Annotated in this window: 9 protein-coding genes; 7 read left to right on the top strand and 2 right to left on the bottom strand. The window is 68.9% G+C overall.

The features are described 5' to 3' along the window. Positions 1-73 precede the first annotated feature (73 nt). Positions 74-2,545: a transglycosylase SLT domain-containing protein gene (locus FOF48_RS26975; RefSeq protein ID WP_143906045.1), complete on the bottom strand. Its 2,472-nt coding sequence runs from the start codon at positions 2,543-2,545 to the stop codon at positions 74-76. A gap of 110 nt (positions 2,546-2,655) precedes the next feature. Between FOF48_RS26975 and FOF48_RS26970 the strand changes: the two genes are divergently transcribed. The 4 genes from FOF48_RS26970 to gspC all read left to right on the top strand — a co-directional run bounded on the left by FOF48_RS26970 (position 2,656) and on the right by gspC (position 8,396). Beyond that, a complete protein-coding gene (locus FOF48_RS26970) occupies positions 2,656-4,902 on the top strand; it encodes an ATP-binding protein (protein ID WP_143906044.1) in 2,247 nt (748 codons plus the stop codon). A gap of 63 nt (positions 4,903-4,965) precedes the next feature. Beyond that, positions 4,966-5,667 carry a zf-TFIIB domain-containing protein gene (locus tag FOF48_RS26965; protein ID WP_235685969.1) on the top strand — a complete coding sequence of 234 codons (702 nt, stop codon included), beginning with the start codon at positions 4,966-4,968 and terminating at the stop codon, positions 5,665-5,667. Positions 5,668-5,804: 137 nt separating this feature from the next. Then, entirely contained in the window at positions 5,805-7,346 is a 1,542-nt protein-coding gene (locus FOF48_RS26960; RefSeq protein ID WP_143906042.1) for a M35 family metallo-endopeptidase, read from the top strand. 54 nt (positions 7,347-7,400) lie between these two features. Continuing rightward, complete coding sequence (gspC, locus tag FOF48_RS26955; protein WP_370456608.1) at positions 7,401-8,396, top strand: type II secretion system protein GspC; 996 nt, start codon at positions 7,401-7,403, stop codon at positions 8,394-8,396. Positions 8,397-8,401: 5 nt separating this feature from the next. Here gspC and FOF48_RS26950 read toward each other — a convergent pair whose 3' ends face one another. Further along, positions 8,402-10,363, bottom strand: coding sequence for an ABC-F family ATP-binding cassette domain-containing protein (locus FOF48_RS26950; RefSeq protein ID WP_143906040.1), 1,962 nt, complete (start codon positions 10,361-10,363; stop codon positions 8,402-8,404). Positions 10,364-10,486: 123 nt separating this feature from the next. Here FOF48_RS26950 and FOF48_RS26945 point away from each other — a divergent pair, with 123 nt between their 5' ends. The 3 genes from FOF48_RS26945 (at position 10,487) to FOF48_RS26935 (ending at position 14,171) form a co-directional block, all read left to right on the top strand. Further along, entirely contained in the window at positions 10,487-12,253 is a 1,767-nt protein-coding gene (locus tag FOF48_RS26945) for a serine/threonine-protein kinase (RefSeq protein ID WP_143906039.1), read from the top strand. A 227-nt stretch (positions 12,254-12,480) separates the two neighbouring features. Next, positions 12,481-12,783: a hypothetical protein gene (locus FOF48_RS26940; protein ID WP_143906038.1), complete on the top strand. Its 303-nt coding sequence runs from the start codon at positions 12,481-12,483 to the stop codon at positions 12,781-12,783. A 221-nt stretch (positions 12,784-13,004) separates the two neighbouring features. Then, entirely contained in the window at positions 13,005-14,171 is a 1,167-nt protein-coding gene (locus tag FOF48_RS26935) for a LamG domain-containing protein (protein ID WP_143906036.1), read from the top strand. Positions 14,172-14,193: the final 22 nt, after the last annotated feature.

Raw genomic sequence — 14,193 nt, 5'->3', positions numbered from 1 at the left:
TCAACTACCTGGCCCTGGTGCAGGTGGCGCTCATCTTCTCCTACCTGCGCCACCTGCATCCATCAGACACGGCCTAGCGCGAGGCGCTGGGCATCACCGGCACCTTGGGCACGCGGCCATAGAGGAGCTGGTAGGTGTTGTACGAGCGCAGCACGCGCTTGATGTAGCCGCGCGTCTCCGCGATGGGGATCTCCTCCACCCACGCGTCCAGCGGCAGGTCCGGGCTGGCCGCGCGCCAGCGGTTCACCGCGCCGGAGCCCGCGTTGTAGCTGCCGACCGCGTAGGGCGTGTGGCCCTTGAACTGCTTGATGAGACCGCCCAGGTAGTGCGCGCCGAAGCGGATGTTCAGCTCCGGCTGGAGCAGCGAGTCCACGGTGAAGTGCTTCACCTTGAGGTCGCGCGCCACGCCCTTCGCCGTGGACGGCATCAGCTGCGTGAGGCCCAGCGCGCCGGCCCAGGACAGGGCCTTGGGGTCCAACGCGCTCTCCTCGCGCATCAGCGCCTGGAGCAGGTCCGGCTCCACGCCCGCGGGCACGGTGTGCTTCTCGATGAGGTCGCGGAAGGCGTTGGGATAGGCCACCTCCCACACCGGCCGCGTCTGCGCGGTGATGCGCCCGCTCAGGTCCTTGCGCAGCGCGAGCCGCGCGATGGCGTGCGCCGACCGCATGTCCCCGGACTGCGACAGCACCATCACCAGCAGCCGCATGGACTCCGGCGGCTGGCTCGAGCGGTTCACCAGCATCAGCTCCGACGACACGGAGTCCGCGAAGCCCAGGCGAAGCAGCTCCACGCCCGCGCGGAAGTGCGGATCCTCGCCCATGGGGCCCGCGAACATCGGCCAGGGGCTGGCGGACTCCGGCACGTCGAAGATCTTCGACGAGGCGCGCTCCAGCCGCTTCGCGTCCAGCTCGCCCAGCTTCGCGCGCGCCATCAGGCCGTAGTACGTGGCCGGGTGCTCCACCGCGAGCGCCTCCATCAGCTCCGCGGCGCCCTGGATGTTGCCGCGCTCCTCCAGCGTGCGCGCCCGCCAGTAGCGCGCGCGCTCCACGTCGTAGGACTCGTCCGCGTTGGCGAACTGCTCCTCGATGCGGTCCAGGAAGGAGAAGCCGCCGTCCTCCACCTTCGACGTGCGCGCCACCCAGAACGCCTTGAAGAGCGCCTCGCCCAGGAAGTCACCCTTGGGGTACAGCCGCGCCACCTCGTCCAGGCGCGCCATCGCGTCCTGGGGGCGGTTCGTCTTCACGTACAGGTCCGCCGCGTAGAAGAGCGCGTCGTCCGCGAACGAGTGGTCCGGGAACTCGCGCGCCAGCCGCTCGTACGTCTCCGTCCCGCGCTGCTGATCCACGATGGAGCGCGACGAGCCCAGCACGTACAGCGCGCGGGCCAGCAGGTCGCGGTCCTTGCACTGGTCCACCACCGGCGTGAGCACCTGGATGGCGCGCGTGTGCTGGCGCTCCTTGCGCTGCCCCTTGCCGAAGGCGAAGTGCGCCCGGCACGCGAGCGCGTCCGGCAGCTTCATCGTCGCCAGCATCGGCTCCAGGATGGCCATGCCCTGCTTGTTGCGGTGCGCCTCGATCAGCGCCTCCGCGCGGCCCACCTTCGCCTCCACCGGCGGCGTCTGGCCCTTGAGACGCTTCTCCACCTGCTTGACGATGGGCGACAGGGGCTGGCTCGCCCACAGCCGCCACAGCGCGGCGCGCTCGGCGGCCTTGTCCTTCTTCTCCACCGCCAGGTCCGCCGTCGCGATCAGCGCCTCCGCGCCCACGTTGCGGCCCCAGCCCGTCATCGTGCGCTGGGTGAGGGGCGTGAGCGCCGCCATCGCGCCGTCGTAGTCCTTCTTCTTGCGCAGCACCCGCGCCAGCCCCAGGCGCGCGTCCACGTACATCCGCGAGCCCTCCGGCACCTGCTTGAAGCTCTCCGCCGCAGCGTCCAGCTGGCCCTGGGACTCCAGCGCCACGCCCGCGTGCGTGAGGCAGCGGTCCCTCAGCGCCGGGTAGTCGTTGGCCAGCGCCGCCATCTCCACCGCCGCCGCCTTGTCGTCCCCGGCGCGCACCGCCGACAGCGCGCGCAGATAGCGCACCGGCGGGCTGACACCCTCGGCCTCCAGCAGCGCGCGCGCCCGGGTGTACTGCCCCTTGTCGAACGCGTCCTTCGCGTCCCGCTTCTTCCCGTCGGCGAAGTACGGCGCCAGGTCCTCCAGCCCATAGCGGCGCCCGCGGTGCACCACCGGCGTGGGCGGCACGAGCCCCGGGAAGGCCGGGTTGAAGACCTGCACGTAGCCCCCCGGCAGCGGCGCCTTGTCCGCGTCCGGCGGCGGCGTCAGCTGCGCCTCCGACGGCGCGCTGTCCGTGCGCGACGCGGGGGCCTGATCCGTCTCCTCCGTGGACGCCGCGCCCAGGAGGCCCTTGGGCCCCACGGGCGTGGGGGCCGGTGCCGTGGCGGCCGGCGTCACCGGGGCGGTGGAGGCGTCGGAAGGGGCGGGAGCCTGCGCCGACAGGAGCGTCGCGGAGGCGAGGAGGGCCAGATGCTGGAGGGACACTTTCATTCGCGGGGGCCTCGGGGACCCTGGGTGATGCGCTCGGGCACGCCCGAGGACAACTGGGGATGGATGGAAAATTTCCAGCCCCCGACAGAGGTTAGACTGTCCGCCTGCACATGGATATCCGCACCCAGAGCGCACTGCTTGCATCCATCATCGGCCTGGCGCTGGGCGTGTCCATGTTGTTGCGCCCCGGGCGGCCCCGGGTCCTCACCCTCTACTCCGTCTTCACCCTGACGGTCGCCGGGTACTACCTCAGCCTCTTCTTCCACAGCATCTTCCCCGCCCAGGACTACCCCTGGGTGTCCCGCATCGCCCTCGGGGCCACCATCGCCGTCGTCTCCCTGGTCCCTGGAGCGGCGGTCTCCTTCTTCCTTGAGTTCTTGGGGGTCAGCAAGGGCGCCCACCTGGTCGGCCGGCGGCTCGCCCTCCTGTCCGCCGTGCTGGGGCTCACGGTCGCCGTCACTCCGTTGGCGGACAAAACATGGGCCCGGGTGGCGATGGGGACCTGGGTGCTGGGCACCCTGTTCACGTCCGTGTCGCTGCTGGTGCACCGGGTGCGCACGACGGAATCGCGCATCGAGCAGTTCCGGCTGGCGTACCTGGCCATTGGCGCGGGCGCGGCGGTGCTCTTCAACGGCCTGGACTTCCTGAGCCGCTTCGACATCCCGTTCCCCACGCTGGGGCCCGTCTTCGCGACGCTCTACCTGTTCTTCCTCGCGCAGACGCTGCTGCGGCTGCGGCTGATGGACCTGCACGAGCTGCTGGGGAAGATCGCCTCGCAGACGGTGCTGGCCATCATCCTGGCGGCGGTCTTCACGGTGCTCACCGCGTGGGTGGACGAGAACACGTCGCTGTTCGTCTTCAACACGGTGGTGGCCGCGTTCGTCATCCTCATCCTGTTGGATCCGCTGCGCACCAAGGTGGAGGAGATGGTGGTGCGCATCTTCTTCCGCGAGCGCTTCGCCCTGCTGGGCACGCTGGGCGCGCTGCGCGTGCGGATGGCGTCCGTCATCGAGATCTCGGAACTGGCGCGCGTGGTGCTGGATGCCCTGCACGAGACGGGGCGCGTGACGCACGCGTCGGTGTACCTGATGGCGGAGGACCGGCCCGGCTACCGGCTGCTGGATTCGCGGGGCCCGCTGCCGGTGGCGCTGCTGGACACGGCCGCCGCGCGCGGCGTGCTGTTCGCGGTGGCCAGCGGGCAGAAGGCGGTGCTGCTGGAGAACATCGAGCGGCGCATCTCCGTGATGCGGGTGCAGGCGGTGGAGGGCAAGCGCTTCCGCGACGAGCTGAAGCGGCTCAATGACACGCGCGCCGCGCTGCTCCAGATGAAGGCCGGCATCAGCGTCCCGCTGATGGGCAATGACCGTGTGATCGGCTTCCTGAACCTCTGGGACGAGCGGGTCCCGGAGGCGTACGCGTCCGACGAGATCGCCCTCATCCTGGAGGTCTCCGAGCGGATGGCGACGGTGCTGGAGAACTCCAAGCTGTACGAGAAGATCCGCGAGCGCGACCGCCTGGCCGCGCTGGGTGAGATGGCGGCGGGCCTCGCGCATGAGATCCGCAACCCGCTGGGCGCCATCAAGGGCGCGGCGCAGTGCCTGGACCCCAAGCGCCTGCCGGGCGAGGACGGCGAGTTCCTGGACGTCATCGTGGAGGAGGTCAACCGGCTCAACGGCGTGGTGACGGCGTTCCTCGACTACTCGCGTCCGCTGAAGCAGAACTTCGGGCCCACCGACCTCAACGAGGTGGTGACGCGCACGATGCGGCTCATCCAGAACGACATGCCGGCCACCGCGGAGCTGGCGGTGGAGCTGGACCTGCGCCTGCCGCGCACGGAGGGTGACGCGGAGCAGCTCAAGCAGGTGTTGATCAACCTGGTGCAGAACGCCGTGCAGGCGCTGGGGCCCCAGAAGGGCTGCATCACGGTGCGCACGGAGAAGCCGGAGCGCTTCGGGGACTTCCGCAGCGCGGCCGGCGAGTTCGTGGAGGTGCGCGTCTCCGACAACGGGCCGGGCATCCCGGCGGATCAGCAGCCGCACATCTTCATCCCCTTCTTCACGACGAAGCAGAAGGGCACGGGCCTGGGGCTGGCCATCTGCCAGCGCATCGTGAAGAACCACGGCGGCAGCATCAGCGTGCAGAGCAAGATGAGCGAAGGCACCACGTTCGTCATCCGGCTGCCGGCGCTGCCGTCGGAGCCGGTGGAAGGCGCGCTGCCGGAGGGCACGCCCGCGCCCCCCACCCGCCCCTCCCAGTCCGCCCTGCCCGTCCCCGAGGAGCTGCGCGAGCCCGCCCCCGCCCCCGCGAAGCCCCCGGAGCCGAAGCCGAAGAAGGAAAAGCGCCGCCGCGCGGGCTGAGTCACGCGCCAGGGGGCCTCCGGGTCCCGTTTCCGAAGAAGACCCGGTAGGCTGGTGCCCTCCATGCGGGCGTGCCCCTTCTGTCAGACGACGATGCGCAGCACCTACGCCCGGGGCGTGGTGCGTGACGAGTGTGGAGCGTGCGGCGCCGCCTGGCTCGAAGCGGAGATGCTGGCGAAGCTCATCGGTGGCCCCACGCTGGAGTCCGTCTTCGAGCAGGCCAAGGGGAAGCCCGGGCGGTGCAAGGGGTGCGAGGCGTCCCTCCAGTACGTCCCCGGCTGTCCTTCCTGCGGGCGTCAGGCGCCGACCTGCCCTACGTGCGGCGGCGCGCCCCTCCCCGCCGTCGACCTCCGGGACGTCGCGGTGGACGTCTGCGTGAAGTGCCGGGGCGTGGCGCTGGACTCGGAGGAGCTGGCCCGGCTCCAGAAGGCGGCGGAGCCCGAGCCCCGCCGGGAGCCGATGCCGGGCCCCGTGGACTTCGAGCACGAGTACGACGACCCGCGGGGGCTGAGCCTGCTGCCCAAGGTGCACCTGGGCGACGTGCCCGCCTGCGTGACGTGCGGGAGGCGCATCGACCCGCGCTACGGCTTCGTCTGGGAGGAGCGCCTGTTCTGCGGCAGCTGCGCGCCGGAGGGCTCCGCCCCGTACACGGACGAGCTGACCAAGGCCCGGCCCAGCGAGACCTATGGCCGCCGCGCCCGGCACCTCAACAACAGCGCCGCCGAGTCCGCTGTCGTGTGGTTGCTGTCGAAGATCTTCAAATAGACACGCGTCACGAGAGGCCGCGCCTGTAACGGTTCTGGTTACAAATCAGCGCCGCGCACGACGCCTTTGTCACATTGAATATTTCACCCAGGCTGGTGCACCCTGTCCGGGCAAGAACACCCACCCAGGGAAGCTGCATGAAACTGACATGTCTCATCTTGGCCGCGCTTGTCTTCATTCCCATCCACGCGAACGCCAAGGAGGCCATTGAGATCAAGCTCGCCTCCAAGACGACGAAGTATCCGGCGGACATGCCCGTCGACCTGGTCGTCACCTTCACGAACATCTCCGACAGCCCGGTGCGGATCCTCAACCACCAGACCCCCGTGGTGGAAGGGATTGAGGCCGACATCCTCTCCGTCTCCCGGGACAGGAAGCCGGTGGAATACATTGGCCGGCTCTACAAGCGCGTGGTCCCCTCCGACCGGGACTTCCTGACCCTCAAGCCAGGAGAGAGCGTCTCGGGCATCGCCTCGCTCTGGGACAACTACGACCTCTCCGGCTCGGGGACGTATGCGGTCCAGTATCGGACCGAAATCCTCAGCCAGGGAACCAGCAAGGGCGGAGCATCGCTCGAGGCGTTCTCCAACGTCCTCTTGCTCGACATCGAGGGTCGCGAGCCCCCGCTCGATCCGGATGACGCGGACGACGAGGAGCCGGTCACCAAGATCGTCGACGGCACCAATGGGAAGTTCAAGTCGTGCAGCACCTCGGAGAAGAACGACCTCATCAATGCCCGGGAGCATGCGCTCAACTACGCGGATGACGCCTATGACTATCTGGTGGCCGGGACCGTGACGTCCCGCTACACCACCTGGTTCGGCGCCAACGACTCCTCTCGCTACAGCACCGTCCGCGAGCACTTCCGGAAGATCCGGAACGCCGTGGACAACGCCTCCTTCCAGTACTACTGCAACTGCAACAAGTCCGGCGTCTACGCCTTCGTCCGCCCCAAGAAGGAATACAAGATCCACCTCTGCCCTGCGTTCTGGTCCGCGCCGATGACAGGGACGGATTCGAAGGCGGGAACGCTGGTTCATGAAGTCAGCCACTTCCGGGTGGTCGCCGAAACGGATGACCTGGCCTATGGACACACGGCCGCGGCGAGCCTTGCTCTCTCGAACCCTGGCAATGCCGTCAGGAACGCGGACTCCCACGAATATTTCGCGGAAGCCACGCCGTACAGTCCCTACAACCCCTGTGCCCCGACCGTCACCTCCCATACGGGCGCGCCGATCTCCGCGACCTGGGACGGGGTGAACTGTTACGTGATGACGGTGCCCGCAGGCTCGGGACCGTTCGTCTACAACAACAGCTACTACATCAACGCCGTGCCCGGCACCTCATGCCCGGCACCGTCGTCGTACGACACGGCGAACTGCTACGTCCTCCCCTACCCGTCCTGGAGCACCACCTACTTCGTCTGGTCGGGGAATCTGTATCTGACGCCGGGACCGGGCAATGCCTGCCCCGCGCCGTCGTCGTTCGACGGGGCCAACTGCTTCGTCATGCCGCTGCCCTGGGGTTCGACGCCGTTCAAGTTCGCGAACAACCTCTACATCACGCCCACGCCCCACTGCCCCATGGGCAGCTTCGACAGCGAGCATTGCTATCTCGGGACGGCGCCCGCCAGCCGGACGGCCTCCGTGTGGGGTTCGTCGTTCTATTACAGCCACTGACGATGGCACCGGACATCGTGTCTTGACGCCTTGTCCCGGCCCGCACGGCGCCGCGTGACAAGGGGTCCTTCACGGCACCGGGGCCCGTGGGCTCCTGACTCCCCCTCCAGAGGCAGGAGCCCACTGGCCCTGGTCTTGCTCTTGGGCCTCCGGGTTCCAACCTGGGAGGCTTCGGTGAACCGTGGAGTGCACAGGTCCCTTCAGGGACTGTTCGTCTTGATTGTCTTTTCCTGCGCCCTGACGGCGGCGCTGATCGTGAATCAAGGATTCGAGGCGGTCGTAACCCCTGGCCCCCGCGAGACACCGCCCGCGGCGCACAGGCCCACGAGCGGCCCCACGGTGGCGGCACTGGAGGCGAACCAGCTCGCGCGGCTGACGGGCCTCTCCCTCCGCGACGAGATACCCACGGCTCCGGCCCAGCCCCCGGCCCTTTCCCGGAGCATGATGGGCCTTCGCCTGCTCGGGACCCTGGTGGCGCAGGATCCCCGGTGGTCCATGGCTTCGGTCCATGAGCTGCCAGGCGGCAGCGCGCACAGCCTGATGGTCAGCGACATCATCCAGGGCGCCCGCGTCTTCGCCATCGAGCGGGAGCGCATCCTGCTCATGGTGGACGGACGGGTCGAATACATCGACGGCTCAGCGACCGTGGCCCCCGTGCCTGTGAATGTCCATCCAGGTGCGGTGATGCCAGGAGGCTCCGGCCTGGGCCGGGGCATCCGGGAGACGGGCACGGACACCTATTCGATTCCCCGTGAGGACGTCACCGAGGCGATCACGCACTTGAATGAACTGTCGATGCAGGCCCGCATCGTGCCCGCCTTCCGCGACGGCCGCGCCGTGGGCTTCAAGCTCTTCTCCATCCAGGACGGCTCGCTCTACTCCCGGCTCGGGCTGCGCAATGGAGACGTGCTCCAGCGCATCAACGGCCTGGACCTGGACAGCCCCGACAAGGCGCTGGAGGCCTTCACGAAGCTGCGCGACGCGCGGCGCATCGAGCTTCAGCTCGAGCGCGGGGGCGCCCCCGCCCGGAGGGTCTTCGACGTCCAGTAGCCCCGCTACGCCTGCGCCGCCGCCAGCTTCTCCTGCGCGAGCTCCCACCGGGCATAGAGGTCTTCCAGCTCCTCCTTGCCCGCGCGGTGCGCGTCCATCAGCGGCTTCGCCCGGGCGAAGTCGTTGTAGAGCACCGGGTCAGCCAGCTGCCCCTCGCGGTCCTTCTGCTCGGCCTCCACCTTCGCGATGCGCTCCTCCAGCTTCGCGATCTCCTTCTTGATGGGGCCCTCCACCACCGAGCGGCGCTGGCGCGCCTCCGCCTCCAGCCGCTTGCGCTCCTTCTCCGACACCGGGCCACTGCCCGCCGCGGCGCCCTTCCCGTTCGACACGCCGGACTCCGCGCCCTCCGCCGCCAGCCGCGCCTGCTCCTGGTGGTAGAGGTATTCGTCCAGGTTGCCCGGGTGCGACGTGAGCTTGCCGTCCGCCACCTCCCAGACGTGCGTGCACAGGCCGTTGATGAAGCTGCGGTTGTGGCTCACGAACAGGAGCGTGCCGCCGTACAGCTTCAGCGCTTCAATCAGCATCTCCGACGAGTCCAGGTCCAGGTGGTTCGTCGGCTCGTCCATCAGCAGGAAGTTGGACGGCACCAGGAGCAGCTTCGCCAGCGCCACGCGCGCGCGCTCGCCTCCGCTCAGCACGCCGATGGGCTTCTCCACGTCATCGCCGCTGAAGAGGAACGCCCCCAGCACGCCGCGCACGTAGCTCTCCGGCTTGTCCGCGGCCAGCGGGCGCACCTCTTCGATGATGGTGTTGTGGCGGTCCAGCTTGTCCGCGTGGTGCTGCGCGTAATAGCCCACCACCACGTTGTGCCCCAGCGTCACCTTCCCGCTGTCCGGCGCCAGCTCCCCCGCCACCATCTTCAGGAGCGTCGTCTTGCCCGCGCCGTTGGCGCCGACCACCGCGATGCGCTGGCCCCGCTCCAGGCGCGCGTCCAGCCCGTTGTAGACGGTGAGCGCGCCATAGCGCTTGGTGATGCCCTCCATCAGCACCACGTCCCGGCCGCTGCGCTCCACTTCCGGGAAGCGGAACTTCATCGTCTGGCGCTCTTCCAGGACCTGGACCTTCTCCAGCTTGGCCAGCATCTTGGCGCGGCTCTGCGCCTGCTTCGCCTTGGTGGCCTTGGCGCCGAACCGGTCGATGAAGCCCTGGAGCTCCGCGCGGCGCTGCTCCACCTTCTCCGCGCGCGCCTGCAGGAGCACCATCTCCTCCGCGCGCTGGCGCTTGTAGTCCTCGTAGTTGCCGGCGTACTCGCGCACGCCCTCCATCTCCAGCGACACCACCCGGTTGATCTGCCGGTTGAGGAAGTCGCGGTCGTGGGAGATGAGCACCATCGCCTTGTTGGAGCGGCGCAGGAACCCGTCGAACCAGGCGAGCGTGGGCACATCCAGGTGGTTGGTGGGCTCGTCCAGGAGCAGCAGGTCCGGGTCCTGGAGCAGCAACCCCGCGAGCGCGGCCCGCATGCGCCAGCCGCCCGACAGCGCCTGGGCGGGCTTGGACAGGTCCGCGTCCTTGAAGCCCAGGCCCTTGAGGATGCGCTCCGCGTGGTGCTTGCCGTAGCGGTTCTCGAAGTCGTCCAGCTCCGCGTGGAGGTCCGCCAGGGTCTGGGCCAGCTCCAGCTGCTCCTCCTCGTCCGTGGCCTGGGCGAGCGCGGCCTCCGTGTCCTTCAGGCGCGACTCCAGCGCGTCCCGGCCGGGCACGGTGCTCATCACCGCCTCCACCACCGTCCCCTCCGGCAGGCCGGCGATCTCCTGGGGCAGGTAGCCCGCCCGGGCCCGGCGGCTGTACTGGACGGTCCCCCCGTCCGGCAGGCTCGCCCCGGCGATGATCTTCATCAGGGAGGACTTCCCCGTCCCGTTCGCCCCCACCAGGCCCACCCGGTCCCTGGGACCGAGTGTGAAATTGTCCTCATCGAAGAGGACCTTCTTTCCGTAGGCGAGGCTGATGTCCTGGGCGATGACGAGGCTCATGGCGGAGGGGGAGATACCAGCCGGGGAGCCCCACGGGAACGGTCCTGATGCCTGCCTGACCGCCCAGGGGGCACATCTCCCCGGTTGGGCGTTAGCCAGGGCTTGCCTATACTCCCGCCACCCATGGCCGCCCCCTGCCCCCACTGCGGAAGTACCGACGGACTCGACCACCTGTGCGCGGCGCAGAGTCTCCAACTGCTGGGCCAGGTCCTGGACGGCCGCTACAAGATTGAAAGCGTCCTGGGACAGGGCGGCATGGGCATGGTCTTCCGGGCCACGCAGACGTCCGTGCAGCGCCCCGTGGCGGTGAAGACGCTCAACCCGTCGCTGGCCGCGGCGCCCCAGTTCTTCGAGCGCTTCCGCCGCGAGGCGGAGATCGCCAGCCGCCTGCGCCACCCGAACGTCATCACCATCTTCGACTTCGGCCGGGCCGCGGACGGCACCTGCTACTACGTGATGGAGCTCCTCAAGGGCGAAAGCCTCAAGGAGCTGGTGAAGCGCGAGGGCCCCATGACCCTCCGCCGCGCGGTGAACCTGCTGGAGCAGGCCACGCTGGGGCTCGCGCACGCGCACGAGGAGGGCTGCGTCCACCGCGACCTGAAGCCCCACAACATCATGGTCCAGGCGCTCGACGGGAAGGACTTCGTCAAGGTGCTGGACTTCGGCCTGGTGAAGGCCCTGGAGCAGGACGAGGAGGAGCAGCTCACCTCCACCGGCCAGGTGCTGGGCACCCCGCAGTACATGCCGCCCGAGCAGGCTGGTGGCGAGTCCGTGGACCAGCGCTCCGACCTGTACTCCATGGCGGGCGTGCTCTACTTCTGCCTCACGGGCAGCTCGCCCTACGGCGCGAACACCGTGCGCAAGGCGCTCACCGCCTCGCTCACCCAGCCAGTCCCGCCGGTGAACAGCAAGCGCCAGGGAGCGCCGGTGCCGCCGGAGCTGGACGCCTTCTTCGCCAAGGCGCTCGCGCCGGAGAAGGAGGACCGCTACCAGAACGCGCAGGAGTTCATTGACTCGCTGCTCGACGCGGTGGAGGGCCTGTCACAGGAGGAGCTGGACGCCCATCCCACGGGGGGTGCGCCCGGCGCCGAGCGGGGCACCGGCAGCCGCAGCCGTCCGGGCGCGGGCTCCAGCAGCCGCGCGGGCTCCGGCAGCAAGCTGGGCTCCGGCAGCCGTGCGGGCCGTGCTCCGGGAACGGGCGCGGCGAAGACGGGCTCACGCGTGGGGCTGGCCTCGCAGCCTCGGGGCACCACGCCCGCCGGAGCGCAGGCCGCGCCGCGGGCCACGACCAGCGCGGCCAACCCGCCGCTCTCCCCCGCCAACCGCGCCCGTCCGCCCGCCCCCCGCGCGGAGCCCGAGGCCCCGCCGCCACCCCAGGGCATGTCGGGGGGGGTGAAGGCCGCGATCATCGCCGTACCGCTGCTGCTCATCGGCGCGGGCGTGGCCGTGGTGATGACTCGCGGCGGTGGCAATGAGGCGCCCGTGACGCCGCCCCCCGTGGCGGCGACGACCCCGAAGGCGCCCGTGGAGCCGCCTCCCACGCGGGTGCAGGACCCGGCGCCGACGACGCCCCAGCCGGCCGCCCGGCCCCAGGACGTGACGGTGGAGTTCACCTCCACGCCGTCCGGCGCGGCCATCTACGACGGCGAGGCGCAGATCGGCACCACGCCCACGAAGCTGGTGCTGCCCCGCTCGAAGGCCTCCGTGCTGCGCTTCCGGCTCGGCGGGCACCAGGATGAGGAACGGACGCTGGACTACAGCCGGCTCGCGGACACGGCGGATCAGCACGTGAACGTGCGGCTGGAGCCGGTGCGCACCGCGGCCCCGACCCGGCCCACGAAGCCCCCGAAGCCCAACGGCAGCGACCCGGGCATCGGCGTCTTCGAGTAGGCGCGGGTCCAGGCCGGCCCGACGTACGACTCGGGTCCGGGACCGCCCCGAGCCACGATGCGCGAGGTCCGCGTTCGACCTCCCCCGCCCCCCTGCGCTCCAGGGGATGGGGTCAAGAGGGAGGCGCCCGCCGCGAGCGGCGCAACGCATTCCTTGAGGGTCGGGTACTGTGGATGCATCACAGTCATCGATCCCTCCTCAGGAGTGAGTCAATGAATGCGCGTCCCATGGCAGTCGCGGCGGTCTTGCTGGCCCTCTCGCCAGGCATCGCGAGGGCCGAAGACGTGGGCATTGAGTGGCGGAGGGCCGCCGATGCTGCTTGTCGAGGACAAGGCGGCGTCGAATTCATCCCTGGCGGAGAGCTGACGGACCTTGGGATCTGCTCCAACCTCCAGTGCAAGGGGAGCGACGGCAAGACAAGACGCATCACCCTGGACGACGGCGCTGTGTGCCACCGCTGGCGTCTTGAGCGCCCGCTCTTTTTCAGGGTGAGAGGCGTTTGCGCGAGCGGCAACTGCAAGATCAAATAGCAGTGCCAAGGAACCCAGGGACGAATCGCAGGCAACTGGAGAGAAGGCTGGAGGTAGATGGAGCGCTTCGTGACGCGCTCGGAGTCCACCTCAAGCCAGACACGTCAAGCGGAGGGCCACGGCGTGGCAGCCCTGGTGGGCATGTTTGTCAGGCTGATCTACTATGTCAGCGCTCACCTCTTTCCCCCGTCAAAGGAGTCAGTGTGAAAGGATTCACGTGGATGTTGAGCGCCGCCCTCGTGGTCATCGCGCCCGTCGCGACGAGCGAGGCCGTGCCCAACCGGGTCACCAATGGCCTGGTCGGCGAATGGAAGAGCACCATCACGTCGCCATTCTTCCCCGAGCGGGCCCTTGATACGAGTGGCTTGGGACAGACCGCGACGGTCGTGGGCTCGAAGGTGCAGTCCTGGGGCTGGTGGGACAACGGCATGGATCTGGTGGGTGACCGGTACCTCCAGGTGGCCAACTCGCCCTACCTGAACTTCGGCACCGGCAGCTTCACCTTGACGGCGTGGATCCGCATGTCGGACACCAGCCGCTACAACAAGACCATCATCGACAACCGGGGCACCGACGGGCGCGGCTATTCGTTCGCGGTCACCGAAGGCAACAAGCTGCTGCTCCAGTTGGCGGACGAGACGGGCTGGCTCAACTACACTTCGTCACCCTATCTGGTGCCCAATCGCTGGCATCACGTGGCGGTGAGCGTCAACCGCACCTCGTGGCCAGTGAACATCTCCTTCTACGTCGATGGGTACGACGCCGGCCTGGCCACGCCCAAGATGGGCAACATCAACAACACCAACAACCCGTTCTACATCGGCGGCCACAAGGACAGCGCCTGGTATCGGTTCTCCGACCGCCTGGATGAGGTGTTCGTCTTCAACCGCGCCCTGCCCAACTACGAAATCTGGAACGTGCTGAACCCGGGACGGCCCTACTACACGCCGTCCTACTGGAATGACAACAGCCGGCAGGGCCAGAACAACTGCTACAACTACGCCAACAACAAGGCCACCAACACGTTCGCCCAGCCGGGCCGGGCCACCGGCGCGCAGGCGTCGTACATGGATTGCGCCCTGGTGCGGCAGGCCGCCATCAATGACGGCCTGGAGCCCATCCCCGACTATCCGAGCAGCTTCCTCAACTTCAAGACGAGCGCCGCGCTGGTGGTGGCCCCGGGCTACGACTACCACTGGTACCGACTCGACGAGAACGGCACCTGGTCCCACAAGCCGGGCGGGACGCGCGCGACGAACCTGGACAACGCGGGCCAGGTCATCACGGATCCTCGCACCGCCAACCGTGGCCCTTACACCCAGTTCTGCGGCTTCTTCATGCTCTGGTCGGACATCGCCGAAGGCTACGGCCACGAGTTCATCAACTAGTCCCCCCCTTTCCACGGAGAAC

The sequence above is a fragment of the Corallococcus sp. Z5C101001 genome (genome assembly GCF_007352635.1).
Classification (GTDB): Bacteria; Myxococcota; Myxococcia; order Myxococcales; family Myxococcaceae; genus Corallococcus; species Corallococcus silvisoli.
This window is presented reverse-complemented; position numbering and strand designations above follow the sequence as displayed.